The sequence below is a fragment of the Stutzerimonas zhaodongensis genome, from assembly GCF_003696365.1.
GTDB lineage: Bacteria > Pseudomonadota > Gammaproteobacteria > Pseudomonadales > Pseudomonadaceae > Stutzerimonas > Stutzerimonas zhaodongensis.
This window is the reverse complement of sequence record NZ_RFFM01000001.1, coordinates 1,664,422-1,690,642: the sequence shown is the minus strand read 5'-3', so window position 1 is coordinate 1,690,642 and position 26,221 is coordinate 1,664,422. Positions and strand designations below refer to the sequence as shown.

26 protein-coding genes and 1 pseudogene are annotated in these 26,221 nt (G+C 60.8%); 14 read left to right on the top strand and 13 right to left on the bottom strand.

Annotated features, from left to right (window positions below; translation table 11 throughout):
- Window positions 1-27 precede the first annotated feature (27 nt).
- Together EA797_RS07755 and EA797_RS07750 are read right to left on the bottom strand one after the other, a co-directional pair.
- The gene (locus EA797_RS07755; RefSeq protein WP_244214069.1) at window positions 28-1,284 is read right to left on the bottom strand and encodes a serine hydrolase domain-containing protein; all 1,257 of its coding nucleotides are present in this window, start codon (window positions 1,282-1,284) and stop codon (window positions 28-30) included.
- A 206-nt stretch (window positions 1,285-1,490) separates the two neighbouring features.
- Complete coding sequence (locus EA797_RS07750; RefSeq protein WP_122164526.1) at window positions 1,491-2,195, bottom strand: glutathione S-transferase N-terminal domain-containing protein; 705 nt, start codon at window positions 2,193-2,195, stop codon at window positions 1,491-1,493.
- Between the two features lie 348 nt (window positions 2,196-2,543).
- Between EA797_RS07750 and EA797_RS07745 the strand changes: the two genes are divergently transcribed.
- Window positions 2,544-2,990, top strand: coding sequence for an HIT family protein (locus EA797_RS07745; RefSeq protein ID WP_122164525.1), 447 nt, complete (start codon window positions 2,544-2,546; stop codon window positions 2,988-2,990).
- Window positions 2,991-3,051: 61 nt separating this feature from the next.
- Here the strand turns inward: EA797_RS07745 and EA797_RS07740 are convergent, their stop codons facing one another.
- Together EA797_RS07740 and EA797_RS07735 are read right to left on the bottom strand one after the other, a co-directional pair.
- Window positions 3,052-4,317: a DUF445 domain-containing protein gene (locus tag EA797_RS07740; protein WP_122164524.1), complete on the bottom strand. Its 1,266-nt coding sequence runs from the start codon at window positions 4,315-4,317 to the stop codon at window positions 3,052-3,054.
- A 149-nt stretch (window positions 4,318-4,466) separates the two neighbouring features.
- The gene (locus EA797_RS07735) at window positions 4,467-4,859 is read right to left on the bottom strand and encodes a hypothetical protein (protein ID WP_122164523.1); all 393 of its coding nucleotides are present in this window, start codon (window positions 4,857-4,859) and stop codon (window positions 4,467-4,469) included.
- A 193-nt stretch (window positions 4,860-5,052) separates the two neighbouring features.
- On the opposite strand from EA797_RS07735, the gene EA797_RS21790 reads away from it, so the two are divergent.
- The 4 genes from EA797_RS21790 to EA797_RS07720 all read left to right on the top strand — a co-directional run bounded on the left by EA797_RS21790 (window position 5,053) and on the right by EA797_RS07720 (window position 7,220).
- The gene (locus EA797_RS21790; RefSeq protein WP_167468755.1) at window positions 5,053-5,199 is read left to right on the top strand and encodes a hypothetical protein; all 147 of its coding nucleotides are present in this window, start codon (window positions 5,053-5,055) and stop codon (window positions 5,197-5,199) included.
- Between the two features lie 80 nt (window positions 5,200-5,279).
- Window positions 5,280-5,501 (top strand): hypothetical protein, encoded by a 222-nt coding sequence (locus EA797_RS07730; protein ID WP_122164522.1) that lies wholly within the window; start codon window positions 5,280-5,282, stop codon window positions 5,499-5,501.
- An 82-nt stretch (window positions 5,502-5,583) separates the two neighbouring features.
- On the top strand, window positions 5,584-6,012 hold the full coding sequence (locus EA797_RS07725) for a 3-isopropylmalate dehydratase (RefSeq protein WP_122164521.1): 429 nt from the start codon (window positions 5,584-5,586) through the stop codon (window positions 6,010-6,012).
- Window positions 6,013-6,233: 221 nt separating this feature from the next.
- Window positions 6,234-7,220, top strand: a complete 987-nt coding sequence (locus tag EA797_RS07720; protein WP_304664791.1) for an alpha/beta fold hydrolase — start codon at window positions 6,234-6,236, stop codon at window positions 7,218-7,220.
- A gap of 51 nt (window positions 7,221-7,271) precedes the next feature.
- On the opposite strand, the gene EA797_RS07715 is transcribed toward EA797_RS07720, so the two are convergent.
- Entirely contained in the window at window positions 7,272-9,128 is a 1,857-nt protein-coding gene (locus EA797_RS07715; protein WP_122164520.1) for an SLC13 family permease, read from the bottom strand.
- Between the two features lie 332 nt (window positions 9,129-9,460).
- Here EA797_RS07715 and EA797_RS07710 point away from each other — a divergent pair, with 332 nt between their 5' ends.
- Window positions 9,461-10,384: an alpha/beta hydrolase family protein gene (locus EA797_RS07710; protein WP_122164519.1), complete on the top strand. Its 924-nt coding sequence runs from the start codon at window positions 9,461-9,463 to the stop codon at window positions 10,382-10,384.
- Window positions 10,385-10,531: 147 nt separating this feature from the next.
- A complete protein-coding gene (locus EA797_RS07705) occupies window positions 10,532-11,665 on the top strand; it encodes an aldo/keto reductase (protein ID WP_122164518.1) in 1,134 nt (377 codons plus the stop codon).
- A gap of 14 nt (window positions 11,666-11,679) precedes the next feature.
- Here EA797_RS07705 and EA797_RS07700 read toward each other — a convergent pair whose 3' ends face one another.
- Window positions 11,680-12,579 carry an alpha/beta hydrolase gene (locus tag EA797_RS07700; RefSeq protein ID WP_122164517.1) on the bottom strand — a complete coding sequence of 300 codons (900 nt, stop codon included), beginning with the start codon at window positions 12,577-12,579 and terminating at the stop codon, window positions 11,680-11,682.
- A gap of 168 nt (window positions 12,580-12,747) precedes the next feature.
- On the opposite strand from EA797_RS07700, the gene EA797_RS07695 reads away from it, so the two are divergent.
- On the top strand, window positions 12,748-13,473 hold the full coding sequence (locus EA797_RS07695; RefSeq protein ID WP_122164516.1) for an SIMPL domain-containing protein: 726 nt from the start codon (window positions 12,748-12,750) through the stop codon (window positions 13,471-13,473).
- Window positions 13,474-13,539: 66 nt separating this feature from the next.
- On the opposite strand, the gene EA797_RS07690 is transcribed toward EA797_RS07695, so the two are convergent.
- The 4 genes from EA797_RS07690 to EA797_RS07675 form a co-directional block, all read right to left on the bottom strand.
- Window positions 13,540-14,763, bottom strand: a complete 1,224-nt coding sequence (locus tag EA797_RS07690) for an MFS transporter (protein ID WP_122164515.1) — start codon at window positions 14,761-14,763, stop codon at window positions 13,540-13,542.
- Window positions 14,764-14,901: 138 nt separating this feature from the next.
- Entirely contained in the window at window positions 14,902-15,633 is a 732-nt protein-coding gene (locus EA797_RS07685; protein WP_122164514.1) for a substrate-binding periplasmic protein, read from the bottom strand.
- A 164-nt stretch (window positions 15,634-15,797) separates the two neighbouring features.
- Entirely contained in the window at window positions 15,798-16,787 is a 990-nt protein-coding gene (locus EA797_RS07680; protein ID WP_122164513.1) for an aldo/keto reductase, read from the bottom strand.
- A gap of 141 nt (window positions 16,788-16,928) precedes the next feature.
- Window positions 16,929-17,462 carry an ankyrin repeat domain-containing protein gene (locus EA797_RS07675; protein ID WP_122164512.1) on the bottom strand — a complete coding sequence of 178 codons (534 nt, stop codon included), beginning with the start codon at window positions 17,460-17,462 and terminating at the stop codon, window positions 16,929-16,931.
- Window positions 17,463-17,661: 199 nt separating this feature from the next.
- On the opposite strand from EA797_RS07675, the gene EA797_RS07670 reads away from it, so the two are divergent.
- Window positions 17,662-17,874 carry a DUF3820 family protein gene (locus EA797_RS07670; RefSeq protein ID WP_122164511.1) on the top strand — a complete coding sequence of 71 codons (213 nt, stop codon included), beginning with the start codon at window positions 17,662-17,664 and terminating at the stop codon, window positions 17,872-17,874.
- Between the two features lie 2 nt (window positions 17,875-17,876).
- Here EA797_RS07670 and EA797_RS07665 read toward each other — a convergent pair whose 3' ends face one another.
- Window positions 17,877-18,407, bottom strand: coding sequence for a hypothetical protein (locus EA797_RS07665; RefSeq protein ID WP_122164510.1), 531 nt, complete (start codon window positions 18,405-18,407; stop codon window positions 17,877-17,879).
- Between the two features lie 262 nt (window positions 18,408-18,669).
- Between EA797_RS07665 and EA797_RS07660 the strand changes: the two genes are divergently transcribed.
- The 3 genes from EA797_RS07660 (at window position 18,670) to EA797_RS07650 (ending at window position 22,530) form a co-directional block, all read left to right on the top strand.
- Complete coding sequence (locus tag EA797_RS07660; RefSeq protein ID WP_122164509.1) at window positions 18,670-19,791, top strand: beta-ketoacyl-ACP synthase III; 1,122 nt, start codon at window positions 18,670-18,672, stop codon at window positions 19,789-19,791.
- A 223-nt stretch (window positions 19,792-20,014) separates the two neighbouring features.
- Complete coding sequence (locus EA797_RS07655; RefSeq protein WP_122164508.1) at window positions 20,015-21,316, top strand: OprO/OprP family phosphate-selective porin; 1,302 nt, start codon at window positions 20,015-20,017, stop codon at window positions 21,314-21,316.
- Window positions 21,317-21,399: 83 nt separating this feature from the next.
- Window positions 21,400-22,530 carry a GNAT family N-acetyltransferase gene (locus tag EA797_RS07650; RefSeq protein ID WP_122164507.1) on the top strand — a complete coding sequence of 377 codons (1,131 nt, stop codon included), beginning with the start codon at window positions 21,400-21,402 and terminating at the stop codon, window positions 22,528-22,530.
- A 7-nt stretch (window positions 22,531-22,537) separates the two neighbouring features.
- Here the strand turns inward: EA797_RS07650 and metR are convergent, their stop codons facing one another.
- Window positions 22,538-23,464, bottom strand: coding sequence for a transcriptional regulator MetR (gene metR / locus EA797_RS07645; RefSeq protein ID WP_122164506.1), 927 nt, complete (start codon window positions 23,462-23,464; stop codon window positions 22,538-22,540).
- Window positions 23,465-23,657: 193 nt separating this feature from the next.
- Window positions 23,658-24,248, bottom strand: a complete 591-nt coding sequence (locus EA797_RS07640) for an exopolysaccharide biosynthesis protein (RefSeq protein ID WP_122164505.1) — start codon at window positions 24,246-24,248, stop codon at window positions 23,658-23,660.
- A 158-nt stretch (window positions 24,249-24,406) separates the two neighbouring features.
- Here EA797_RS07640 and EA797_RS07635 point away from each other — a divergent pair.
- Window positions 24,407-25,606 (top strand): annotated as a pseudogene (locus EA797_RS07635) (5-methyltetrahydropteroyltriglutamate--homocysteine S-methyltransferase); the annotation flags it as partial.
- 141 nt (window positions 25,607-25,747) lie between these two features.
- On the top strand, window positions 25,748-26,218 hold the full coding sequence (ybaK, locus tag EA797_RS07630) for a Cys-tRNA(Pro) deacylase (protein ID WP_122164503.1): 471 nt from the start codon (window positions 25,748-25,750) through the stop codon (window positions 26,216-26,218).
- The last annotated feature ends 3 nt before the right edge of the window (window positions 26,219-26,221 follow it).

Below are 26,221 nucleotides of genomic sequence, written 5' to 3'. Positions count from 1 at the left end.
GGGCGCTACCCGAAGCGCCCCGTCTGTTCAACGTATGGCTCTATCAACGAGGTAATCGGCCAATGCCTGGTAGGCGGGCAATGAAGTGGGATCGTTGTCGGCGTTCTTGGCCGAGGGATGGGATGCGAATCGGGCGATGACCATTTCGGCTGTCGGGTCTACGTACAGGGTTTGGCCGTGTACACCGCGGGCTGCGAAGGCGCCATTGGCGTTGTGCAGCACCCACCACATTGCCCGGTAGCTGCCTCCAGGAAGCGTCTTGTACCCGGCTTTGGCGAACACCTGCTTGTCACCCCCGGCGCGAATGGCCCGGACGACTTCGGCGGGGAATAATCGAACACCATCATGCAGCCCCTCGTTGAGCATCAGCTGCCCGAGCCTGGCCATGTCGCGCAAGCCGGCGCTAAGGCCACCGCCGGCAAACGGCGTGCCTAGCGCATCGACGGTGTAGTAGGCGTCCTGCTCGGTGCCCAGGCGTTGCCAGAGCCGTTCGGACACCAGTTCGCTGACGTCCTTTCCGGTCACCCTGGCGATGATCCAACCTAGCGCATCGCTATTGACGGTCCGATAGCCGAACGCCTCGCCATGGGTGCCGCGCTTGGCAACGGTTTGCAGATACTGGAAATAGCCGACCGGCCCCTCGTAGTCGGCAGGCTTGGGCAAGGGATTCGCCGCCGCGCTGTACCTCCAGATATGCGCGTTGGGATCGGCATAGTCCTCGCTGAAGTCGAGCGCTGTAGTCATGTCCATGACCTGCCGCACGGTGGCATCGCCGAACGCGCTGGACGCCAGCTCTGGAACGAGCTTTGCCACCATCGCCTCGTCATCGAGCGCACCTTCGGCAACCAGTATTTCGGCCAACAGGCCTGTCAGCGACTTGGTCATCGACATCGCGGCGTGTTTGCGCTGTTCGTCAAGGCAGCCAGCGTAGCGTTCATACACCACCCGGCCCTTGTGCAGCACGATGATGCCGTCGGTGTAATTCGCCGCCAGCGACTGTTGCCACGTCATCGGCTCGCTTGAGCCAAGCGGGGTGAATCTGATGGCGTCAATGCTGCTGTCCAGCGATCGGTTCAAGGGCGTCGGTGCGCTCAATCCCCGGCTGACTTCCCGTGTGGGTAGCAACTCGCGGATATGGCACACGGTCCAGCGCAGCTTGGGAAAACTGAAGTAGTTCGAATCGGGCTGGCCGATCAGCTTCTCTGCGGGAGGCGGAAAGCCCTGCATCCAGCCCAGTCTGGCCGGGTCGGACTCTGTGGCTGTCAGCTGCGCGTGCGCTGTCATGCAGAAGCTGGCCAGGCAGACCGCTGCACCTACATGCCTTGCCCAGCGCCGGTAAAGGTGCATGGGATCTGAGCAGCGGGCGTCCGTGCAATACGGTCTGAGTCGCGAGCTTCCACCTGCCATGTCTTCACCTCTCCGCTCGTTTTGGCGAGGTCAGACGGTAATCGTCCCCGTTGACCGGTTCATCCAGTCACCCTAGTTCACTATCACCCGCGCGGCGGGATATTCAGCCCCTTGGCCACAGCTGGCCGCGCAACGAAGGCGTCCAGTACCCGCTGCACGTTGACGAAACGATCGAACTCGACGAGCTCGCGCGCTTCGTAGAACTCCACCATGCCGCGCACCCATGGGAAGGTCGCGATATCAGCGATGCTGTAGCGCCCTCCCATGAGCCACTCGCGGCCTTCCAGACGCCTATCCAGCACGCCGAGCAGGCGTTGGGCTTCGGCGACGTAACGGTCGCGCGGGCGCTTGTCTTCGTAGTCCTTGCCGGCGAACTTGTGGAAGAAGCCGAGCTGCCCAAACATCGGCCCTATACCCCCGATCTGGAACATCAGCCACTGAAGCGTCTCGTAGCGGGCTGTGGCGCCCTCCGGCATCAACTGCCCGGTCTTGTCCGCCAGATAAAGAAGAATCGCTCCGGATTCGAACAATGCCAGCGGCTCCCCATCCGGCCCGTTGGGATCGAGGATCGCAGGGATCTTGTTGTTCGGGTTCAGAGAGAGAAACTCTTCGGACAGCTGATCGTTGCTCTCGAAGCTGACCAGGTGTGCCTCGTAGGGCAATCCGGTCTCTTCCAGCATGATCGAGACCTTCACCCCGTTGGGCGTCGGCAGCGAATAGAGCTGCAGGCGATCCGGATAGCTTGCGGGCCATTTCTGGGTGATGGGAAAGGTGGACAGATCGTGCATCGGTTCTCTCCGGTCTTTGGTAAAGGCGTTATCGCCGGCATCGTTCAAGCTTGGTCATAGGCCTTCGGGGCTGGACATATCGCTGGCCGCATCGTGGTATTGCTGCGGCGCAACGGCTGCTGATATCAGACTGAGACCTCGTCAAACCCCTTGGAGTGCCGATTGAGGTCTGGATGCGGAGTACTGATTCAGAGTCAGGATTCATAGCCCCGGTGCAGCAGCGTCCTATCACTTGCCAAGGGCGAGCCGGTAAGCGCCATGCGGCAGCATCTGGATCGCCAGTACTGGTTCGATGCCCCTGATTCCCGTTATGGTCTTTTCTGTCATTTCCGCCATGGAGCGCGTCCAGTGTCCTTGAATAACCCTTACGACCCACAGAACATCTTCGCCCAGATCATTCGTGGCGATGCGCCTTGCTACAAGCTCTACGAGGATGACGATGTGCTCGCCTTTCTCGATCTTTTCCCACAGGCCTACGGCCACACATTGGTGATTCCCAAACGGTCGGCGGCTTGCAACATCCTGGATGTGGATACCGACGCGTTGTGCAAGGTAATGGCTGTGGTGCAGAAGCTCTCCCGCGTTATCGTCGACGAATTGCAGCCCGACGGTGTGCAGATCGCGCAGTTCAATGGCGCGCCGGCGGGGCAGACGGTGTTTCATATCCATGTGCATATCGTGCCGCGCCACTCGGGCGAGGGGCTCGGCATCCATGCGGCGGGCAAAGCCGAGCCAGCGGAACTGGAAAAGCTGCAGGCGCGGTTGGTGCAGCGGATCGCCCAGCAACCCGTCTGATTGACGCTGCCAGTCGAGAGGGGGCAACACGGTGTTGCCCTGCTTGATGCCTGATACGGCGTCAGCCGGTTGCCAGCTGAGTCAATGCATGTAGTACCAGCCCGACCAGCCCGCCCACCAGCGTGCCGTTGATGCGGATGTACTGCAGGTCTTTGCCCACGCTCTGCTCCATCTGCTCGACCAGTTCGCGGCTTTCCCAGTTCTCCACGCGCTGGGCGATGTATTTGCCGATCTGGCCGCGGTAGCGCTCAAGCATCCCTGGCGCGGCGGCCATCAGCTGCTCGTTGATCCAGGTGCGCATGGCAGTATCCGCCGCCAGCGAGTCGCCGAGGCCCTGCGTTATGCGCACGATGCGGTTGCCGATGCGCGAGTCGGGGCTGTCCAGATCGTCCTGTAGCCATTGGGTCAGTTCACCCCATAGCGTTCGCAGGTAATCGGTGGTGGCGGGGTGATCCAGCAGCTGGGCGACGATGCGCTCGACCTCCAGCCGATATTCGGGATCGTGCTTCATGCGATCGATGTACTCGGCGACATGCTCGTCGAAGCGCTCACGCAGTGGGTGTTCTGGATCGTTGGCCACCTCGGCGATCACCGCCGACACGCCGTCGACGAACTTGTTTGCCGACCAACCGCCGACTGCCTTGCCAAGGCCGAGATAGCGCAGCGTGCGAACTTCGGCAGTTATTGCGTCAGCCACCAGCGCACGGGTGTCATCGTCCTGAAGCAGGTCGTCGATCTTGATCAGCGCTTCATCGAGCATCGCCTGGTGCTTGCCTTGGCGGGTGAGCATTTCCAGCACTTGGCCGCAGATGGGCGCGAGATCGACCTTGCGTGCTCGGTTGATCAGTTTGGCCTGTACGAATGCTTGCACGCGCTCGTCATGCAGCGACTCGACGCCGAATCGCGCCATGCCAGTGAGCTGCTGCCCGACCGCTTCTGCATTGGCCGGGTGGCGTAGCCAGTTGGCCAGGCGCCCGCCTAGGTCCAGCGCTTCCAGCTTGGCCAGCACCAGGGGCGTCGACAGGAAATGGGTGGTGATAAAGGTCGAGAGGTTCTGCCCGATTCGTGCCTTGCTGCGCGGAATGATTGCCGTGTGCGGGATCGGTAGGCCGAGCGGGTGGCGGAACAGTGCGGTAACGGCAAACCAGTCAGCGATCGCACCGACCATGGCGGCTTCGGCGAAGGAGGCGACATAACCCCAGGCCGGATGGCGCGGCTCCATGGCGGTCGCGATCACGTAGAGCAGGGCGGCGAGAAGCAGGAGCAGGCCGGCGACCAGCTTCATGCGTGAAACCGGCGATTGCCAGAGGCGAAGCAGAGGGCTCATGAGATTCCTCTTCGATATGCGGCAGGTGGGTCTGGCGAGGGCAATTTCGGTCGTGTGACCGAAAGGTCTGCCCATACAGCACAGACCCGATCGAGCGGGAGCGGGTTCGATTACCCGTCTGGTGCGCCTGGTCTGGCCAGGCGGGTGACTTATTCCTCGTCGTCTTCTTCACGCAGCATCACGTAGCTGCCGTCATCCAGACGTTCGCACACGTAGAACATGGCGATGCTGCCATCAAGCTCGGTCACGGCGGCGTAGTCATCCGCCTCTACCGTGAAAAAGCCCTTGGAATCGGACCCGGCTTCGCTGGCGAACACGGCGGTGAAAAACGCCTCCTCCGGCATACCATCGAAATAGTCGGCGCGAGCCTTGGCATCCCACTCCTGTGGCGGTTCGAACTGGCCGGTGATGATCACTCGGGCATCGCCCATGTCCAGTTCTTCGCCATCCGGATCGGTTTCGTGGGCACGGTAGATGGTGCAGCTGAGGGCATCCGGGTCGGAGAGGATGCTGTCGCGCGAAGGTTGGCTAGTGGCAGGCATGGGAGCAGCTCCGGTACAGGTGGGATTGTCGGCAGTGTGGTGGAGTCCAGGTGTGGCTGCAATCGCAAGTTGAGGCCCCATGGCAGATCGTTCTGCCTGAAGCGCGATCGGACCGCCGGCAAGCGGGGCGCCGAACGTCAACCTGAGGCAAGGGTTCCAATCCGGCAGAACCCATTGCAGAAGAGAGAACGCCATGAACGCAACACCCCATGACCAGACCGGGCACGACGAGCCTGCCGAAGATCTGCCGGATGTGACCATGACCGACAGCGGTGAGAAGGAGCCGGGAGAAGATCCGGATTTCGACGATATCGAGCTCGGTATTGACGATCGAAGCTAGGCTTGGCGCGTCCTGCAGCCGTAATCCGAACCGAAATCTCTGAGGCCCGCCGGATGGCGAGACCCTCTGAAGGAGCGATGATGGACAAGTACCACGTTAACCCGACACCCATGGGCTGGGAGCTGACCGATCAGCAGACCCAGGAAACCGTGCTGCGCACCCTGACCAAGGACGAAATGTTCACCGGCCTCGACAGCTTCATGGAAGGCAAGACCGCTTCGGTCGAGGTCTATGACCGCCATGGATCGCTCGAGGAGGAACGGCCCTACCCAGGAAGCAGCCATCCGGTTTCGACTCGCTGATAACGGGTCTAGCACAATTCGCGCGGCGGCCAGCTAAGCTGTCATACCATCACCGTTTCGCTTACTCGACCGGAATCCTTTCATGCGCTTACTCGTCGCACTGTTCCCCTTGCTGGCGCTGGCCGGCTGTTCCTCCTGGCAGGCTGCCCCGCAAGACATCAAACCTGTGCCGGAAGAGCGCCTGCGTGGCTACCAGTCGCCTGTTGCCAACGGTGGAGAGATCGTCGTGACTCGCGATTTCGGAATACGCGGCGGCGGTTGCTACGTGGCAGTGATGGTCGATCGCATGCTTGCGGCGCGCATTCATGTCGGTGAGCAGGTGCGGCTCTACGTACCGGCGGGTATGCGGATCGTCAGCATCGAGTCCGATCCCGAAGACGACACCCTCTGTGGCAAGGGGCGCCTGTTGCGTGAGAAGGCGGCTCAGGTCGAGCGCGGAGAGACCCTGCACTTTCGCATCAGCGCCGACAACCGCATCGGCTTCGACATTCAGCAGGTCGGTGCCGAATAGGCGACGTCTTAATCGAATAATGGCGAAACACTCGCTTCATCAAGGCCACCGAACCCTGGCCGCTGCTCAGGCTCCCAGATAGGTACGACCGCTGTGCTTGAGCCCCGGAGCCCCTCAGGGCGGCACCGACAGGTCCAGGTGGTACAACGGTCTCAATGCCAAAATGCGGCCAACGGCCGCCTGCAAGGAGTCGATGCGTGAACAAAGCCATGTCTTCCCTGATGCTCGCCACCGGGCTTGCCCTGATCCCCTCGCTGCAGGCCGATGAGCGTCCTGTCTATGGCCCGCAACTCGAAGGCTTCAGCTATCCCCATCCGATCAAGCGCTTCGAGTTCTCCTCGCAGCGGCAGTCGCTGACGATGGGCTATATGGACGTTGCGCCGACCGGTAAGGCTAACGGACGGACCATCGTGCTGATGCATGGCAAGAATTTCTGCGCCGCGACCTGGCAGGAAAGCATTGCGGTGCTATCGCAGAATGGTTATCGGGTCATTGCACCGGACCAGATTGGCTTCTGCAGCTCCAGCAAGCCTCTGGGTTACCAGTTCAGTTTCGCCCAGCTGGCGTACAACACCGAGGCGTTGCTGCAATCGTTGGATATCGATCAGGTCACCGTGATCGGCCATTCGATGGGCGGCATGCTGGCGTCACGGTTTGCGCTCAACTATCCACAGATGGTCGAGCAACTGGTGCTGGTCAATCCCATAGGGCTTGAGGATTGGCAGGCCGAAGGTGTTCCCTACGCGGCTATCGACACGATGTACGAGGGGGAATTGCAGACCGACTTCGAGAAGATCAAGGGCTACCAGCAGAAGTTCTACTACGACGGTAACTGGAAGCCGGAGTACGACCAATGGGTGAACATGCTGGCCGGGATGTACGCCGGGAGCGGCAAGGAAATCGTCGCCTGGAACCAGGCGCAGACCTCCGAGATGGTGTTCACCCAGCCCGTTATCCATGAGTTCGACAAGCTGAGCATGCCGACTCTGCTGTTGATCGGAGGCAAGGATCGCACTGCACCGGGCGCCAACCGCGCGCCGAAGGAAGTTGCCGAGCGTCTGGGCAACTACCCGGAACTCGGCAGACGTGCTGCGGCAACCATCCAGAAAGCCACGCTGGTGCCGTTCCCCGAGCTTGGTCACTCACCCCAGGTCGAGGCGCCGGAGGTATTCCACAAGGCGCTGCTGCGCGGCCTCAAGGACAGGTAACCGGTGGGCATGTCGGCCAGGCATGCGGCGCGGGCCGGACTGTTTTCGCCGCTAAAGCGGCCAGACCCACAAAATGACCGGCACCGCTACCAGCACGACGACGATTGATAATGGCAGGCCGAGCCGCCAGTAATCACCGAAACGGTAGCCCCCCGGCGCCATGACCAGCGTGTTCGATTGATGGCCGATAGGTGTGAGAAACGCGCAGGATGCGCCAATCGCCACGGCCATCAGCAGGGGGTCAGCAGAGGCCTCCATGCTGCGTGCCAGAGCAATTGCCACTGGCGCTGCGAGTACCGCGGCAGCGGCATTGTTGACCACGTTCGACAGCGCCATCACGCCTATCATGAGAATCGCCACCGTAGCCGCCGGTGGCGCTGCCTGGCCGATTTCCAGCAAAGCATCAGCGATCAGCCGTGAGCCTCCGGTGGTTTCCAGCGCTTCGCCAATCGGCAGCATGGCGGCGATGAGCACGATTATCGACATGTCGATACTTTTGTAGATGTCTCCGGTAGGGACCAGGCCGACCAGAATCATCACAAGCGCCCCGCCCACCAGGGCGACGGCTGCAGGAAGCAATCCCATTGCAATCAGCGCCAGCGCGCCAGCGAAGATGCCGCTAGCCAGTAGCACCTTGCGCGGCGCGGTGATGCGCAGTCCGCGCGAGGCCAACGGCAGGCAACCGAGATTGTTCAGCGTTGCCTGCAGTTGATCTTCGCGAGCCTGCAACAGAAGGATGTCGCCTGCAGCGAAGCGGATTTTGCTCAGGCGTTGGCGCAGTCGCTGACCTTGCCGTGCCACGGCGAGAATGTTCACACCATGGCGCTCACGCAGAGCCAAACCGGTAGCGGTGGTGCCGACCAATGAAGAGCCCGCGGTGACGATAGCTTCTGCCAGCGCGCGCTCAGCGCGGCGTGCGCCATTGGATTCGGCGTCCGCCTCGGCCTTGGCTTCGCCATTCTTTTCCGCCTGCTTCTGTTGCTCGGCTTTTTCACGGGCTTCGGCTTTGCTGTCCGCCTCGGCTGCCAGTTGAAGGTGGGTAACATCGAGGAAGCTCTTGAGTATTTCGGAGTCCGCTTCGACCATCAGGATGTCGTCGTCGCGCAGCACCTCGTAGGTAGACGGCATGCGTTTGTATTCACCTCCGCGCACCAGCGCGATGACCATTACTTCAACGTCCTCGCCCCCAGCGGTTATCAGGTCGTGAAGGGTCCGGCCCGCATACTTGCTGCCCGCCGGGATCTGCAGTTCGGTCATGTAGGCGCTGATCTCGAACAGCTCCTGATCGCTGCTCTGATCTTCGCGCCGTGGGGTCAGCCGCCACAGCAGAGCGATGAAGAGCACGCCAGCGAGCGTGATGGCCAGGCCGACCGGCAGAAAGTCGAACATGCCGAATGGTGCCTCGCCCGTATCCCGTCTGTAGCCGGCGATGATGATGTTGGGAGGCGTGCCGATCAGGGTCAGTGTTCCGCCGAGCAACGAGCCGAAGGCCAGCGGCATCAAAAGATAGGAGGGCGAGCGACCACTCTGGCGGGACATCCACACGGCTACCGGCATGAACAGCGCAAGCGCTCCGACGTTGTTCATGAAGCCCGAGCACAGCGCGACGATGCCGCTCAACGTCAGCACCTGAATCCATGGCCGGTCTCCGACGCGGGTCAGGTGACGCGCCAGCGAGTCCACCACGCCCCCGTTCAGCAGACCACGGCTAAGCACCAGCACGGCCGCAACGGTGATTACCGCCGGGTGGCCGAGGCCCATGAACGCTTCCTCCGGGGGAACGATTCCGGCCAGGGTGACCACCAGCAACGCACCGATGGCAACAATGTCGTAACGCCAGCGATTCCACACGAACAAGCCCAATGTCGCGGCCAGAACGGCGAACACGATCAGCTGATCGCTTTGCATGAAAATCTCCGAAAGAACGCCGTTGTGCTGCCGGGAATGAGCAGGAGACTGGGCGGCGGGCTGAATGTTGGGTCGAGCGCGGATTGGCCGGGACGGTGTACACAGGCGGCAATACGTTAGCCGGATGATGGACCCCGCAGTCAGCGTTGCGTTCGCCGACAGCGCTGTGGCCGGGACTGAAAAATCCCCTGTCATCCTTGCTGTGAATGGCGGCGGGAGCCCGCCGCAAGCGGCTTCGCATGGGCCTGCTGAACGCTATTTGTAGACCGCTGACTGGCAAGACCTGCGTCAGTAGGCAAGGATGTACGACAGCCCACTGCCGATGCGCATCCATGTCCGAGCCCGTAGTTCTGCAATGCCGTGATGGTTATTCCCTTGCTGGGCAACTGTGGACGCCGGCTGGCGGGCCGCGTGGGTCGGTGATCATAAGCAGTGCAACGGGCGTACTCGCGCGTTACTACGCGCGCTACGCAGCCTTTCTCTGCGATCAGGGCTACCGGGTGCTGGCCTACGATTACCGCGGCATTGGAGGATCACGACCGGCGAGCCTCAGGAATGCACGGATCATCTGGCGAGACTGGGGTGATCTGGACTTCGATGCTGCCGTTCGCTGGATGCGCGGGCAGGATCCCGTAGGTCCGCTGGTTGCCGTTGGGCACAGCATCGGCGGCTTTCTGCCGGGATTCGCGGCGTCCGCCGTCGATGTGGATCGCTTTCTCAGTGTCGGCGCCCAATACGCTTACTGGCGCGACTATGCGCCCGCGCAGCGCTGGCAGATGTACGCCAGGTGGCATCTGTTCATGCCGGTGCTGACGTCGCTCTGCGGCTATTTCCCGGGGCGCCGGCTTGGCTGGCTGGAAGATCTGCCTGCCGGCGTCGCAAGGGAATGGGCGTATCGCCATGCACGGCTGGAAGACAGCTATCCCGCGGCGGAACGCGACGAGGTGATCCGCCGCTTTGCTGCCATCCGTGCCCCCATTCTGGCCGTGAGCGTAACTGACGACGAATACGGCACGCCCCCTGCGATCGCCCGCGGCCTGAGTTACTACCGTAACTGCTATCGCGAACACGTCCGTTTGACGCCCCAGGCGCTGGGCGAAACCAGAGTGGGGCACTTCGACCTGTTTCGCGATCGCTACCGCGACAGCTTCTGGCAGGCGACCCTGGACTGGATCGGGACGGGCGCCAATCCCTGGACCCCAGTGGATGTGCTGGGGCCCGAGCTATCTGACGGCGGGCAATCGTCACCGGGATGACCAACCAGGCGCAGTTGGCGCTGCCTATATTCAAGGCAACTCTATACGCGAGCGATTCAACAGTAGAGGAAACCCGTGGAAGAGGATGGGGTCGCTAACAGACGCCCCGGGGATTTATCCCTGCTCACTCTGCAACGGAGGTTTCGCATGCAACGTCGCCAATTTCTCTCTACCACAGCTGGCGCAGGTGTCGCGCTGGCGCTTGGGCCTGCATTTGCCCGTGCCCAGACGAACCAGAACCAGCAGGGGGCCGCGCCTCAGTCACCTGATCGGCTGCCTATGAACGAGGGCAGGCATGAGCGCTATCGGCCGCCTTATCGCTTCGGACTTGGAGGCGCAATCGGCCTGGGCGACATGCGCCGGGAAATGCCGGAAGCTGAAGCCTTGGCTCTACTGCAACAGGCGTGGGATCTGGGTATTCGTTACTACGACACCTCGCCCTGGTATGGGCTGGGCCTCAGCGAGCGGCGCCACGCCGGGCTGTTGTCAGCGCAGGAACGCGATGCCTATGTGCTGTCGACCAAGGTTGGGCGACTGCTCAAGCCTGAAGCCGGTTACGCCCACAAGGACTGGAAGGGTGTGAACAATTTCAACTACGAATATGACTACAGCGCCTCCGGTACTCGTCGATCCATCGAAGACAGCCTTCAGCGCATGGGTGTGCCAAGCCTGGACGTCGTGTTCATACACGACCTATCGCCGGACAACGAGGACATGGGCGAAGGCTGGAAGGAGCATTTCGAGGTGGCCGTCAAAGGCGCAATGCCGGAACTGGTGAAAATGCGCGAGGAAGGCCTGATCAAGGCCTGGGGGATGGGTGTGAATACGTTGCCTCCTGCGCTGGGCGCCATCGAACGGTCTGACCCGGACATCATTCTTTCAGCGACCCAGTATTCGCTGCTCAAACACAAGGATGCCCTGAACGACCTGTTCCCAGCCGCGGAAAAACGCGGCGTTTCCCTCGTGCTCGGCGCGCCGTTGAACTCGGGTTACCTGGCCGGCAACGAGTATTTCAATTACAGCAAGGAGGTGCCCGAGGACATCCAGAGCAAGCGAGAGCGTTATCGCGCGCTGGCCCGCGAGCACGGGGTTGATCTGCGTACGGCCGCGTTGCAGTTCTGCAATGCGCCTTCGGTGGTCTCGGCCGTCATTCCCGGTGCGAGCAAGGCGGAGCATATCCGCGAGAACGCCGCGTCGATGTCAGCCAGGATACCGGGCGAATTCTGGTCGGCCGCCAAGCGTGAAGGCCTACTCGAGGAAAACGCCCCGATCCCAGGCTGACCCAGCCGTCGCGCTCAGCCTGAGATACTCAAGGGCTGGGCGAGTAGCTCGTCCAGCGCCTTGCGATATTCCTGCCGCCCGATGCGCATGCTGTTGTTATGGGTGCCACCCTCGATCAACAGCAGGCGTTTGGGCTGATGGGCAGCGTCGTAAAGCTCCTTGCTGAAGCGTGCCGGCACATAGGGGTCGGCTGTGCCGTGAACGATCAGCACCGGCATGCCAACCTTGTCGATCTTGTCGATGGAGTCGAACTTCTGGGACACCAGCCAGCGGATCGGCCAAGGCGTGTCGGCGACTTCCGTGGCGATGTCGGCCAGATTGGTAAAGGTCGACTCGATGATCAGTGCCCGAGCCCCGGCGCTGTCATCTGACGCCTGGCCCAGATCGGTGGCCAGGTCCACTGCGACGGCTCCGCCGAGCGAATGGCCGTAGATAAGCCGCTTGGTGGCATCCGGCTGCAGGCTCTTGAGGTGATCCCAGGCAATCCGTGCATCTTCGTAAACGCTGGCCTCGGACGGCAGTTCGCCGAGACTCTTGCCGAATCCGCGGTAGTCGATCGCCAGCACGGAAAAGCCCAGCGCACGGATCTGCTCCAGGCGGAACAGATGCCCGGTGAGGTTCCAGCGCGAACCGTGAAGATAGAGAACCGCTGGCGCGTCTGCCTGCTCTGCAGGCCACCACCAGGCATGAATGTTCTGTTTTTCGGCGAATGCTGGCGCGGTCAGCTCGAGCTCTTGGACCCCATCGGGCAGGCCGCTGAACCAGCTGGCGGTCCCAGGCTCGATCCGAAATACCAGTTCGCGCTCGGTCTGCTCAAGCATCGAGCAGCCAATGGGCAACACGGCCAGAGCGGCTGCGATGAGCAACGAAACGAGGGTTCGGGCTCTGGTACGAAAAAACGGCAAACTCGACATGCGGCTGGATCACCTCCGGTTGAGCCATCATTGGAGCGTTCAGCGAGCTGCTCGTGCAAGCCACTGACGACAATATGTCATTACGGCAGATTGCAGCGTTTCGCTAGCTGTCGGCTGTTGCCGCTGCGCAGTAGCATTGTCATTCCCATTTCTCCAAGGAACATCATCGTGACTACTGCTCGCATTGGTTTGCTGCCCGCCTTGCTTATTGCAACCTCGCTCGCCTTCGCCGGTTGGTCGGTGGGGCAGGGCGTGGAACGCTTTCGCATGGCGGATCGCTCGGTCACTGTCAAAGGGCTCGCCGAGCGCGACGTACAGAGCGATTTCGCCGTATGGGCACTTGGCTTCCGTCGCGCCGGGAATGATTTCGCTGGAGTTCAGAAGGGACTGTCAGAGGATCGCAACCGGGTCGTGGCGTTCCTGCGCGAGCAGGGTTTCAGCGATGACGAGATCCAGGTACAGCCGCTGCAGGTTCAGGATCTGCTAGCGCGCGAGTGGGCGCCGCAGGCCATCGCCTTGCGATTCAATGGTAATGGTCAGGTGCTGGTGAAGACGGCGCGCATCGAGGCGGTAGGCAAGGCGGCCAATGGCGTCGACCCGCTGATTCAGGCCGGCATTCAGCTCGATACCGAACAGAACGGCTTCGCAGGGCCGCGGTATCAGCTGCGCGGCTTCAACGATCTGAAGCCTGCACTACTGCAAGACGCTACCCGCAACGCCTATGAGCAAGCCGCCAAGTTCGCCGAGGACGCAGGAGCCCGCCTGGGTGAGCTTAAGACCGCCAATCAGGGTGTTATCCGCGTACTTGATGACGATGGCAGCGACATGGATACCGGACGGACGCCAGGCAAGCGTTTGCGCGTGGTCAGCACATTCGAATACAGCTTGCGTTGACGCCGGATCGTAGAGCCCGCCGCAGATGAGAGCGGGCCTCGACTCGGCTTCACTGCCCCACAGACATCAATCACAGACGACGGCTGCATCCACTGACTTCACATCCGCCTCGTCCCGCGTGTTCCATGCCCACCAGAACACCAGCAACCCGACCGCACCGGTAGCCGCGCCTATGTAGCCGGTGGTGGTCCAGCCCAGGCCGGCACTGATCGCCAGCCCGCCGAGCCACGGGCCGAGGGCGTTGGCAACGTTGAATGCCGAGTGGTTGGAGGCTGCCGCGAGGGTCTGCGCCTCTGCGGCAACGTCCATCAGGTGGGTCTGCAGGGCAGGCGACAGCGTCACCATCGTACCCACCGCGAAGGCGGCCGGCAGGATGGTCCAAAGCGAATGCGTAGCAAAGGGGAAGATCAACAGAACGAAAATGCTCCACAGCAACAGCCACGCGATCGCCTTGAAGCGCAGTTTGTCGAACAGCCATCCGCCAAAGATATTGCCGACGATACCGCCCAGACCGAATGCCGCCAGGCCTACCGGTATCCAGTTTTCGCCGACCCCGGTGACTTCAAGCATCGTTGGCGCAAGATAGCTGAACACGCAGAACATGCCGGCGAAACCAATCGAGCTGATGGCCAGCGCCAGCCACACCGGTTTGCGGTTGAAGTCGCGAAGCTCGCGCATCGGATTGTTGCGCGGTTCGCTGCGATCCAATGGCAGGAAAATCGCCACCAGCAGCACCGTCAGCAACGCGATCAGCCCGACCAGCCCGAACGCCCAGCGCCAGCTCAGCCATTGGCCCAGCCAGGTAGCGGTCGGATTGCCGATCAGCATGGCGATGGTCAGACCGGCCAGCACACGACTTACTGCTTTGGCTCGCTGATCCGGCGCCACCATCGAGGCGGCCACCAGCATCGCGACGCCGAAGTAAGCACCGTGTGGCAGGCCGGCAACGAAGCGGAACAGCATCAGCGAGTGATAGTCCGGGGCTAGGGCGCTGGCGAAGTTACCCAGGGCGAAAAAGGTCATCAGCAACAGCAACAGGTGCCGTCGGAACATCTTGGAGCCGAGAATGGCCAACAGCGGCGCACCGACCACTACACCCAGCGCATAGGTGCTGATCACGTGACCTACCTGCGGCTCGCTGATCCCCAGCCCCTGCGCGACGTTGGGCATCAGGCCCATGATCGCGAACTCGCCAGTGCCGATGGCGAACCCGCCCATGGCCAGAGCCAGTTCGATGAGCAATATCGCGCGCGGCGAAAGCATCGGCTTGCCTGTCTTTACTTCGGTCATCGGCGCCTCATGGAGAATGATCGGGTAGCGAGCGCGCGCTCATCGATGCGAGTGGCGCAGGGTGGAGCAGTTTGGGTGAAGTAGGTAGGCAGCAGTCAGGTCTCAGAGTTCGTGCCTCCGCCAGGCGCGGGACGCAGCCTAGCGGTATTTCGCCACAATGGCCTCGAACTCGCCGTCGCGCTGCATCTGCTGCATGGCATCGAGGACTTGGCGAGCCGGGACATCGGGTTCATCACGCACAATGCAGTGCAAGGGAAACTCGGTCATCTCATCGATCACCCGCAGCTTGAGCTCTGCAGGCTGGCTCCGATTGAACCAGCCCAGCGCCGTGTGGGTACTGAGCGCGTAGCGATAACGCCCTGCCACGACCTTACCCAGCACCTGTTTCTCGGTTCGTGCGTCATCGCGTATCAGGTGGCCGTCGAGAAACAATTCATCGATATCAGGATAGTGAAAGCCTCGCACGGTTCCGATGCGCTCACCTTGCAACGCCCGGAGGTCGACGTCAGGCGAGTCGATTCTGGCGACCAGTATCGTTCGTTGGCTCATGAAGGGTACGCTCCAGCGATAGCTGGGGCGATCCGAAGCCAGCCAGGCAGGGTTCATGTAGCAGCTCACGTCGACATCGCCGTTTGCCAGTAGTGGCTGAATGCGGGCACGCGACATCACGAGGTGCTCGGCCTGGCGGCCTATCTTCTCGGCAATGCGCCGATGCAGATCGTAAAGGATTCCATTGGTGGCCTCGCCCCGGCTCAGCCGGATCATCGGCATGGTCGAGCTGTCGCTGACCGAGAATCGCAAGGGGCGCTGATCGGCATAGGCTGGAGTGGCCAAGGTCAGCAGCGCTGAGGCGAGGAACAATGCACGCATCGCAGAGATCGATCCTTCGTCGGAGATGGGCCATAAATGGCCTGCTCATGGGCACGAAGGGCGAATTATCCTCATATCGCTCCGCTTGTCGATTCATTGCGTGAATAATGCGGAACGCGTCGTTGAAAGGAGCCTGGCGCAGCCAGTGCGGCAGGCTCTGTTGCTCAGCTTTTGCGCGTAGGCGGGGCCATGAATTCAGGTCCTACCGGATCGGTGATGTGCTCGGCCAGCAGCGCATCGATATCCTGCAGGTCTTGCGGGCTGAGCGACCAGCCGAACGCATCGTCGATCCCGTCGAGCTGGTCCGGACGACGTGCGCCCCAGAGCGCAATGGTCGGCCCCTGATCGAGCACCCAGCGGATTGCGAGCGCCAACACGGACTTGCCGTGGCGATCCTGGGCAAGTGCTTTCAGCGCCTCGACGGCGGCCAGGTACTGCTCGAAACGCGGCGCCTTGAACTTCGGATCGGACTTGCGCAGATCGTCGCCATCGAACGTAGTGGCGCTGTTCATGCGACCCGAAAGCAGGCCTCGGCAAAGTGCGCCATACCCCAGAACCACCAGGCCGTTATCTCGGGCATAAGGCAGTACGTCGGTTTCGATGGCGCGCTCGAACAGGTTATAGGGTGGCTGCACGCTGGCTAAGGGTGCCGCCTTGAGAAAGGCATCCATCTGTTCGGTCGAATAATTGCTTACGCCAATTGCGAGAATCTTGCCTTCCTTGCGCAGCTTTTCCAGCTCAGCTGCAGTTTCCTCGATAGGCACCAATGGGTCCGGCCAGTGCACCTGATACAGATCGATGCGGTCGGTACGCAGCCGACGCAGCGAGTCTTCCACTTCCTGACGGATACGAGCCGGTGTGGAGTTGCGCCGCGGGCCGCCTTCGCTCCAGTCCAGCGCGACCTTGGTGGCAATGACGGCCTGGTCGCGAACGCCTTCCAGCGCCTTGCCGACCACCTCTTCGGAATGGCCGAATCCATACACCGGCGCGGTGTCGATCAGATTTATGCCGCGGTCCAGTGCGCTGCGAATGGTTGTGACGGAACGGTCATCATCCGCACCGCCCCACATCCAGCCGCCAATGGCCCAGGTGCCAAGGCCGATGCGCGAGACGGGTGTAGCGATGCCTTCGATGGCTAGGGTTTCGATGGTCATGAGTGCTCCTCTGCTTGTTCGCTGCTGGCCAGACCGAGGTTGGCCGGGTCACCGTTAAATGACAGCAGCGGCCTCCAGGGGTGCGATGCGACCAGCAGAGGGAGGCGGTTGAGGGGCTGTGGATCGACCAACAGCGAGCGCTCAGTTGCGGGCGGCTAGGGCGTCGGTCAAAAGCCTGGGCGTATCCTGGGCTCCCATGGATTGGGCCGCGGCGAGCGGCGTCACGCCGTTCATGTCGGAGCGAGCCGGGTCGGCTCCGCGGGCCAGCAATAGCTCCACAATCTCGTTGCGGTTGAACATCGCAGCCATCATCAGCGCGGTCTTGCCGTCAGGCGAGGCGCTCTCGACGTCAGCGCCATGATCGAGCAGCAGCCGCGTCATCTCCAGATTGCCCTTGAAGGCAGCACCGGCTAATGGGCTTTGGCCCTTGTCATTGCGTAGCTGCGGGTCGGCGCCGTGTTGCAGCAGTACTCTGGATGCGTCCAGGTGGCCGTGATAGCTGGCAAGCATCAGCAAGCTGTCACCATTGTGATTACGGATGTTGGCGGGCAAACCGCGTCCCAGCAGGTCCGCCAGTCGCGCGGAATCGCCTTTGCGGGTGCTTTCGAATACCGCTTCGGCGAAGGCCAGTGCGGCTTCGTCCAGTTCGGGCCTTGCGTTCGGTTGGTCCGTCATCTCTCGTCCTCGGCATTCGTGATTGGATGCAGTTGCGTCAGCGCTCATTGTGCCAAAGCGATGCACCTGCGCCGGTAACTGCGTTTCTATCCGACCGATAGGCAGTGCGAATGTGCGGAGGGAAATTGTTGGGGGGAGGGTTGCCCCTCTCCAGGTGAGCTATGGCAGTATCGGCCGCCCGAAACTATGCCGACCTTCCATGAAGCCTGAAGACCTCCAACGCCTGGTTACCCAGACAATGCCATACGGCAAGTACAAGGGGCGGTTGATCGCGGACCTGCCGGGCAATTACCTGAACTGGTTTGCCCGGGTCGGATTTCCGCCCGGGGATCTCGGCCAGCTGCTGGCGCTGATGCAGGAGATCGATCATAACGGCCTTTCAGGCCTGCTCGAGCCGCTGCGACGGCGCTAGTTTCAGGCTTCGCTTTCGGCTTGCAGCGCTGCAAGGGCCGGTGCGGCGTAGATGCCTACCTCGACTGCGAGCGCCATTACCCGCTCGATGTCGCTGGTGTACACCAGCACCGCTTGCAGTTCGTCATCCAGCGGCTCGCTGAAATCCACCAGCACATAGCCACCTTTCTCCGGGTAGAGGCTGCTGAGCTGGGTCTGGATTCGGTTGAGCGCCTTGATCGGTTCGGTTTTGGCAAGCTGCTTGGGCTTGAGAACGAAGTCCACCTGTGGCCCGAACGAGCCAACGATCTGCTCGAACAACGCTTGGTAGTCGTCGGCCTGGAACAGCACCGTGTCCGGCAGGCTGCCGACGATCATCCATTCGCCCAGGGGAATGGGGAAGTCATCGTCATAGATGATGTCGGGATTGGCCTGCAGGAAGCCCTGAGGATCGGCATAGGCCTGAGCCGCCTCGTCAGCGAGGCGGTTGATTTCGTCTTCGCTCATGCAGCCCGAGCTGATCAGGCGGATCAGTTCGGCAAGTGGCTCTTTCATCGGATAGCTGTCCTGGTTTGCTGGGTGCGCAAGGATACCCGAAAGCCCCCGGATATCAGGTCGCAAGCTGACGTGGCGTAACCGTCCCGACTTGTGATCTTCAAGCCCCTTTTACGCGCCGGACTGCAGATTCTGTTACGTTTTCGTGCACAATAGTCGCCATATAAACAGACGCGGCATGAACGATCGCATCGGCACTGGCCGGCTTCGCTCTATTCCGACGCCGACTTACGAGCAGCCAAATCATTCGAGAGGAACGACAGTGCACAACGTCGTCATCAGCGGTACCGGCCTTTATACCCCTGCCCAGAGCATCTCCAACGACGAGCTGGTCGAGTCGTTCAACACCTACTCCAGCCGCTTCAACGCCGAGAATGCTGCTGCGATCGAGGCGGGCGACGTGCAGCCGATGCCGGAATCGAGTTCTGCCTTCATCGAAAAGGCGTCCGGGATCAAGAGCCGCTTCGTTACGGACAAGGCAGGCATCCTCGATCCTGATCGCATGGTTCCGCGAATCCCCGAGCGCAGCAATGATCAGTGGTCGATCCTCTGCGAAATGTCGGTCAAGGCGGCAGAGCAGGCGCTAGAGCGGGCGGGAAAGACCGCAGCGGATATCGACGGCGTGATCGTTGCGTGCTCCAACCTGCAGCGTGCCTACCCGGCGATTGCCATCGAGGTCCAAGCTGCACTGGGCATCAAGGGCTTCGGTTATGACATGAACGTGGCCTGCTCCTCGGCCACCTTCGGTATCCAGAACGCAGCGAACTCGGTGCAGCTGGGGCAGGCGAGAGCGGTACTCATGGTCAACCCTGAGATATGCACCGGTCACATGAACTTCCGTGATCGCGACAGCCATTTCATCTTCGGTGACGCTTGCACAGCGGTCATCATCGAGCGTGCCGATCAGGCAACGTCCGCGTATCAGTGGGACGTGGTCAGCACCAAGCTGGCGACTGAGTTTTCCAATAACATTCGCAATAACTTCGGCTTCCTCAACCGAACCGCCGAGGAATACATGACCAATCCGGACAAGTTGTTCGTTCAGGAAGGTCGCAAGGTATTCAAGGAAGTGTGTCCAATGGTGGCCGAGCTGATCGGTGAGCACCTGAACGAGAACGAGATCGAGGTTGGCGCGGTCAAGCGTTTCTGGCTGCACCAGGCGAACCTCAACATGAATCACCTGATCGTGCGCAAGCTGCTCGGCCGCGACGCGACGGCGGACGAAGCGCCCGTCATCCTCGATACCTATGCCAATACCAGCTCGGCCGGTTCGGTAATTGCCTTTCACAAGCATCAGGATGACCTGCCGTCAGGCAGCCTCGGCGTGCTCAGCTCATTCGGTGCGGGCTATTCGATCGGAAGCGTGATCCTGCGTAAGCGCTGATCCTTTCCTGTCATCCAAAGGCGGACCGTGGTCCGCCTTTTTCTTTCATGCCTCTTTTGGAACAGCCCGCCTAGGCGCAATAACTAGGAAGGTTTTAAGTTCCATCTGTCATAAAACCTTTACTGATTAGCCACCTTCTTGAAATGCGTGCTGGCCAAGATGCCGGCAGCACAAAGAGCCAGCCTCCTGTGTCTACCAACGCTGACCTTTAAGGGGAATTTTGATGATCCGTAAGCACTTCGCCGGTTTCGCCGCCAGCGCCCTCGCTCTGGCCGTTTCCGCCCAGGCTTTCGCCGGCACCGTCACCACCGACGGCGCCGATATCATGATCAAGACCAAGGGTGGTCTGGAAGTCGCGACGACTGACAAGCAGTTCAGCTTCAAGGTCGGCGGCCGTCTTCAGGCTGACTACAGCCAGTTCGACGGCTTCTACACAGTGAACGGCGATAGCGCCGATGCCGCCTACTTCCGTCGCGCATTCATCGAAATCGGTGGCGTTGCGTTCACCGACTGGAAATACCAGTTCAACTATGACCTGTCGCATAACGCCGGCAGCAGCGAAGACGGCTACTGGGACGAAGCATCGATCCAGTACGGCGGTTTCAATCCGGTGAACATCAAGGTTGGCCGCTTCGATCCTGACTTCGGTCTGGAAAAGGCCACCAGCTCCAAGTGGGTCACCGCGCTTGAGCGTAACGCCGCATACGACATGATCGACTGGGCCAACGGCCACCAGAACGGACTTGGCCTGCAGGTCAACGGCACCGCCGGCCCGTCGCTGTACGGCTCGGTCGGCATTCATGCCAAGGACCAGAACGACGTCGATGGCGACAGCGTGAAACAATTCAACGCCCGCGGCGTTTTTGCTCCGATGCACGAAGCCGGCAACGTTCTGCATTTCGGTGTCAACTTTGCTCAGCGTGACCTGGACGACGTCGGCGGTCTCGACACTCGGATTCGCAGCCGCCTCGGCATGCGCGGTGTATCGACAGCAGGCGGTAACGATGCCGGCACCAACGGCAACCGTCTGACCATCGCTGGTGCGAACAACCTGCCAGCCGGTTCCTACGGCGAAGACACTGCCTGGGGCCTGGAAGCAGCATGGGCAATGGGTCCGCTGTCGGTACAAGGTGAATACATCAAGCGCGAGCTGGAAGCCGATTCGTCCGCCTACCAGGACATCGATTCCAAGGGTTACTACGCTCAGGTCGCCTACACCATCACTGGCGAAGCGCGTGATTACAAACTCGGCCGCTTCGACGCGATCAAGCCGAGCAACAAGCAGATCGGCGCATGGGAAGTGTTCTACCGCTATGACTACATCGAAGGCGATCACGACGTAGTCGGCATCACTCCGACCAGCACCGTAGAGGGCAAAGTTCATAACCTCGGCCTGAACTGGTACGCCAACGACAACGTTCGCGTCAGCGGCGCTTACGTCAAGGCCAAGGTAGATAACGCTCAGAACGCCGACGGTGATGACGATGGCGATGGCGTGGTGTTCCGCGCTCAGTACGTGTTCTAAAGCAGCTCTTCATCCGTGATGCTCTTTAAGCCCCATTCCGATGGGGCTTTTTTTCGTCCGTATTACAGGCCAGACTGGCCAACATGCCTATCCAGACAATCTCTCGCCTAGCCGATATCTCGCCGCTCCTTTGGGACGCGCTCCTCGGTAGCGACCCTCAGCCGTTCCTGCGCCACGCTTTTCTATCGTCCCTCGAAGACAGTGGCAGTGTCGGAGGACGCAGCGGCTGGCGATCTCAACATCAGCTGCTGATCGATGTGCAGGGTAATGCCACTGCCGCCTTGCCGCTGTATCGAAAAACCAACTCCAATGGCGAGTACGTATTCGATTGGGCCTGGGCTGATGCCTGCCATCGCGCAGGAATCGAGTACTACCCCAAGCTGCTCTGCGCAGTGCCGTTCTCGCCGGTAACTGGCGCGCGTCTACTAGGCGATCGCCAGGCTGCCGGACAGTTGCTCGACCAGCTCAGCGCCAATCTGGAGGAGCAGGGCCATTCAAGCCTGCATGTGAATTTCACCGAGCCTGACGCCGATACCATTTTCCATGGGCGCGACGGCTGGCTCGAGCGCATTGGCTGTCAGTTCCATTGGCACAATCGGGGCTATCGTGATTTTCAGGATTTCCTCGACAGCCTCACCTCGCGAAAGCGCAAGCAGTTGCGCAAGGAGCGCGAACAGGTGGCGGGGCAGGGGTTCGACTTCCAGTGGCGCGAAGGCGGCCAGGTAAGCGAGCTGGAATGGGATTTCGTTTATGCCTGCTATGCCAATACCTACATGATTCGAGGCCAGGCGCCTTATCTCTCCCGAGCTTTTTTCAGCCTCCTGGCCGAGCGGATGCCTGAGGCGATACGGCTGGTGTTAGCAACGCAAGGCCGCGAGCCCGTAGCAATGGCGTTCAGCCTTATCGACGGGCAGGGCCTATATGGGCGTTACTGGGGCTGCCTGGCTGAGTTCGATCGGCTGCATTTCGAGACCTGTTTTTACCAGGGAATCGATCAGGCGATAGCGGCAGGATTGCCGCGTTTCGATGCCGGTGCCCAGGGCGAGCACAAGCTGATTCGGGGCTTCGAACCGGTGATCACTCGCTCCTGGCACTATCTGGTCCATCCTGGCCTCAGAGCCGCGGTCAGTGAGTTTCTCGAGCAGGAGCGCCTCGGCGTTCTCCGCTACGCCGAGTCCGCGCGTGGTGCGTTGCCTTACCGTCAGGAAAACTAGACGCGCGCTACTTGGCCCTCGGCGCGGCGCTAACCCCTTCGAGTGTGGCGAATGAAGTGTCCTTGGCGGTGAGCAGGAAATCCCGCATGAAAGGTGAATCGAGCATGTCAGCCCTGATGCCGGCATAAAGCGTCGCAAACAGGCCTTTCTCACCAAGACGTTTGGCGGTGACGTAACCGCGGGCGCTGTACTCGTGCAGCGCCCAGTTCGGTACGCAGCACACGCCTCGCCCTGAAGCCACCAGCTGCATCATCATCACCGTGAGCTCCGAGGTGCGCACCTGTGCCGGCTCGATATCGGCCGGTTCGAGAAAGCGGGTGAAGATATCCAGACGATCGCGTTCTACCGGATAGGTGATCAGCGTTTCGCTGGCTAGGTCCTCGGCCCGGATATAGGGGCGTGCCGCCAGCTGATGTTGGTTGGCGACGGCGAGCAGGGCTTCATACGTGAACAGCGGCACGTAGGTAATGCCTGGGAGTTCGATGGGATCTGAGGTAACGACCAGATCCAGATCGCCGCGTGCCAGTGCCGGTAACGGGGCAAAGGAAAAACCCGAGGCCAGATCCAGCTCCACCTCCGGCCAAGCATCGCGAAACTGGTCGATTGTCGGCATCAGCCACTGGAAGCAGCTGTGGCATTCGATCGCCATATGCAGCCGACCCGCCGTTCCGCCGGCGAGTCGGGCAAGGTCACGCTCGGCGCTGCGCAGTTGCGGCAGAAGGTTGTCGGCCAGCTGCAACAGGCGCAAGCCTGCGCTGGTGAAACGTACCGGCCGGGTTTTACGTACGAACAGCTGCACACCCAGACGCTCTTCCAGTTCCTTGAATTGATGCGACAAAGCCGATTGAGTCAGATGCAGGCGCTCGGCCGCTTCGACAAGACTATCCGTTTCACGCAGTGCATGAAGGGTCTTCAGGTGGCGGATTTCAAGCATGCTGCGAACTTCCTGATTTTCGGCTGTTGCGTGGGTAAATCCCAAAGATATGATCCATGGACATGAACGTCGCTCATCGTAGTGGCGAAGTGTGTCCCAGCATCACGACAGCTGTCGAGTCGACGGTGTTTGTTCAATGACGAATGAGCCAGCGCTTGCGGTGTCGGCGATCCCGCTCGGTAGCGATCTTTTGTTACATCCAGAGGCGACTGGCCAGATAGACCAATAAGCCGAGGGGCAGAAGTGCGGCGATCACCCATGCGCCATCACGGGCCATCATGCCCAGCCCGAGAAAACTCAGCGCCGCTCCGGCTACCGAGTTGCCGAACGGAATCAACTCCAGCGGTGGCATGGTTGCAGCAATCAACAGGCACAGCAGCGCATTGATGTATACGAAGGCGCCGTCGGTGAGGAATGTCAGACGATGACGAAGTAACCGATCGATCGTCCGCGCCGGGCGCTTGAGAAAGGCGATCGCACGATCGTACTTGCTCCGCGAAGCGCAGCGCTTCAATAGCCAGCGTGGTAGCCAGAAGTGCTTGCGGCCAATCAGCAGCTGGGTCGCAATCAGCCCGACCATGATGGCGAAAAATGTCGGAAGGCCTGGTATGCCGGATAGCGGCGAGAACACCAACAGGCCAGGGACCAGCAGCAAGGCGCCGAAGCTGCGCTGCCCAGTCGCCTCGAGAATGCATTCGATATTGATCGGTTTCCCTGGCTCACCGGCCTCTGCCAGATGCTCGAGGAGCGTTTTGAGATCCTGCGGTTCTTCCTCTCCGGTCATGAAGCTGCCTTATGAGTTCGTCTGGTTTCTTAGACGACTGACCGAGCAGAAATGTTCTTTATGAGCGCTTCTCTCGTTCATTACAAATTACTTGAGTTTGTTTCAGTGGCCGACGGCTCTCACACTACCCATGTCGAAACGTACACATTGGAGATGTCATGTCTGTCGCACATTCACTGGGGTTCTCATGCATCGGGGCTGATAAGAAGCTGAAAGAAGCACTTGATGCGTATCGGAAGGGCACCATCAGCGAAGCCGCCCTGCTTGGAGTCGGTCAGGACATGCGTGCGACACATTGGAAGCTACAAGCCGAGGCCGGCATCGATTTGCTGCCGGTTGGTGACTTCACCTGGCATGAGCGGGTACTGACACATTCGCTGATGTTCGGCGTGATCCCCGAGCGCTTCCGGCCAATCGAAGGCGAGCCAACGCTCGACACACTGTTCACCATGGCGCGGGATGATGCGCAGAGTTGCGGTAGAGGTGAGCAGGCACTGGCACTGGGTAAGTGGTTCGATACGGACTACCACTACCTGGTCCCAGAACTCAGCACGGATCAACAGTTCAGGTTGTCCTGGGCTCAGCTCTTCGATGAGGTCGAGGAGGCCAGAATTCTGGGACATAAGGTCAAGCCGGTATTGATCGGGCCGCTGACCTATCTGTGGTTGGGCAAGGCGACAGGTGCGCCGTTCGACAAGTTGGATCTGCTTGATAGGTTGCTTCCGATCTACGGCGAGGTCCTAGAGCGGCTTGCCGCACAGGGCGTCGAGTGGGTGCAGATCGATGAGCCGGTTCTGGTGCTGGATCTGCCGCAGGCGTGGAAGAACGCATTCGAGCGCGCCTATAACCTGCTGCAGCGAGCGCCGTTGAAAAAGCTGATCGCTACCTACTTCGGCGGGGTGAAAGACAATCTCGGTTTGGCTGCTGCGCTGCCGGTGGATGGCCTTCATATCGATCTGGTCAGCGCGCCGGATCAGTACCCGCTGGTGATAGATCGCCTGCCGACTTACAAGGTTCTTTCCCTGGGCTTGGTGGATGGCCGTGATGCGCAACGGTGTGATCTGGATAAGGCGTTGCCAGTGCTCGGCCACGCTGCTGAACGTTTGGGTGAGCGGCTATGGGTCGCGCCCTCCTGCTCGTTGTTGCATGTGCCAATGGTGCGGAAATCTGATGCCGAGCTCGAGGACTGGCTCGGCTTCGCCTCGCAGAAATGCGGCGAAGTCGTGATGCTTGCACGTGCGATCGATCAGGCCAATGGCGACATAGTGCAGGCTGCGATCCAAGATGGTTGCGAGTTTCAGGCCAGCTGGGTGCAGCCACCCCGTATCCACAAGCCGCAAGTTTTCGAACGTAAGGCGCGCCGGGCCATGGTGGCTTGACCAACTTGTCTTGAGCGAGTCTTGCGCCGTGACGGGCTGCGGTAAAACCTGGGTCTGCTCTGTGCGGGCAGCCAGGTTTTGGCTAAGGTAGCGCCCTCGATCCCCCAACCTTCCGCAGCCATGACGCCCGCTATCGATCTATTGAAAAAGGCCAAGGCCGAGCATCAGGTGCTCAGCTATGAACACGACCCCAAGTCTGCTTCCTATGGTCTGGAGGCGGCAGAAAAACTTGGGCTCGAGCCCGCACGCGTTTTCAAGACCTTGCTTGCAAGCAGCGAGAAAAACGAGTTGTTGGTTGCCGTGGTTCCGGTAGCCGGTACGCTCGATCTCAAAGCGCTGGCTCAGGCGGCAAAGGTGAAAAAGGTCGATATGGCCGATCCGATGGCAGCGCAACGTGCCACGGGCTATCTAGTGGGGGGTATCAGTCCGTTGGGGCAGAAGAAGCGGTTGCGCACGTTCATTGATAGCTCAGCCCAGACGCAGCCCAGTATCTATGTAAGCGCCGGGCGCCGTGGGTTGGAGGTAGAGCTTGCTGCTGAAGTCTTGGCCGAGCATACCGGAGCCAGCTTCGCGCCGATCGGGAGGCCCTGATAG

Excerpts from the sequence above, each read along its gene's own strand:
- EA797_RS21790 (WP_167468755.1), top strand. The coding sequence starts at position 5,053 with ATGAACGCAACACCCCATGACCAGACCGGGCACGACGAGCCTGCCGAA.
- EA797_RS07755 (WP_244214069.1), bottom strand. The coding sequence starts at position 1,284 with ATGACAGCGCACGCGCAGCTGACAGCCACAGAGTCCGACCCGGCCAGA.
- metR (WP_122164506.1), bottom strand. The coding sequence starts at position 23,464 with ATGCTTGAAATCCGCCACCTGAAGACCCTTCATGCACTGCGTGAAACG.
- EA797_RS07715 (WP_122164520.1), bottom strand. The coding sequence starts at position 9,128 with ATGCAAAGCGATCAGCTGATCGTGTTCGCCGTTCTGGCCGCGACATTG.
- EA797_RS07720 (WP_304664791.1), top strand. The coding sequence starts at position 6,234 with ATGCTCGCCACCGGGCTTGCCCTGATCCCCTCGCTGCAGGCCGATGAG.
- EA797_RS07750 (WP_122164526.1), bottom strand. The coding sequence starts at position 2,195 with ATGCACGATCTGTCCACCTTTCCCATCACCCAGAAATGGCCCGCAAGC.
- EA797_RS07675 (WP_122164512.1), bottom strand. The coding sequence starts at position 17,462 with ATGACGGACCAACCGAACGCAAGGCCCGAACTGGACGAAGCCGCACTG.
- EA797_RS07665 (WP_122164510.1), bottom strand. The coding sequence starts at position 18,407 with ATGAAAGAGCCACTTGCCGAACTGATCCGCCTGATCAGCTCGGGCTGC.
- EA797_RS07730 (WP_122164522.1), top strand. The coding sequence starts at position 5,280 with ATGGACAAGTACCACGTTAACCCGACACCCATGGGCTGGGAGCTGACC.
- EA797_RS07685 (WP_122164514.1), bottom strand. The coding sequence starts at position 15,633 with ATGCGTGCATTGTTCCTCGCCTCAGCGCTGCTGACCTTGGCCACTCCA.
- EA797_RS07650 (WP_122164507.1), top strand. The coding sequence starts at position 21,400 with ATGCCTATCCAGACAATCTCTCGCCTAGCCGATATCTCGCCGCTCCTT.
- EA797_RS07705 (WP_122164518.1), top strand. The coding sequence starts at position 10,532 with ATGCAACGTCGCCAATTTCTCTCTACCACAGCTGGCGCAGGTGTCGCG.
- EA797_RS07640 (WP_122164505.1), bottom strand. The coding sequence starts at position 24,248 with ATGACCGGAGAGGAAGAACCGCAGGATCTCAAAACGCTCCTCGAGCAT.
- EA797_RS07740 (WP_122164524.1), bottom strand. The coding sequence starts at position 4,317 with ATGAGCCCTCTGCTTCGCCTCTGGCAATCGCCGGTTTCACGCATGAAG.
- EA797_RS07710 (WP_122164519.1), top strand. The coding sequence starts at position 9,461 with ATGTCCGAGCCCGTAGTTCTGCAATGCCGTGATGGTTATTCCCTTGCT.
- EA797_RS07690 (WP_122164515.1), bottom strand. The coding sequence starts at position 14,763 with ATGACCGAAGTAAAGACAGGCAAGCCGATGCTTTCGCCGCGCGCGATA.
- EA797_RS07700 (WP_122164517.1), bottom strand. The coding sequence starts at position 12,579 with ATGTCGAGTTTGCCGTTTTTTCGTACCAGAGCCCGAACCCTCGTTTCG.
- ybaK (WP_122164503.1), top strand. The coding sequence starts at position 25,748 with ATGACGCCCGCTATCGATCTATTGAAAAAGGCCAAGGCCGAGCATCAG.
- EA797_RS07670 (WP_122164511.1), top strand. The coding sequence starts at position 17,662 with ATGAAGCCTGAAGACCTCCAACGCCTGGTTACCCAGACAATGCCATAC.
- EA797_RS07735 (WP_122164523.1), bottom strand. The coding sequence starts at position 4,859 with ATGCCTGCCACTAGCCAACCTTCGCGCGACAGCATCCTCTCCGACCCG.
- EA797_RS07725 (WP_122164521.1), top strand. The coding sequence starts at position 5,584 with ATGCGCTTACTCGTCGCACTGTTCCCCTTGCTGGCGCTGGCCGGCTGT.
- EA797_RS07680 (WP_122164513.1), bottom strand. The coding sequence starts at position 16,787 with ATGACCATCGAAACCCTAGCCATCGAAGGCATCGCTACACCCGTCTCG.
- EA797_RS07655 (WP_122164508.1), top strand. The coding sequence starts at position 20,015 with ATGATCCGTAAGCACTTCGCCGGTTTCGCCGCCAGCGCCCTCGCTCTG.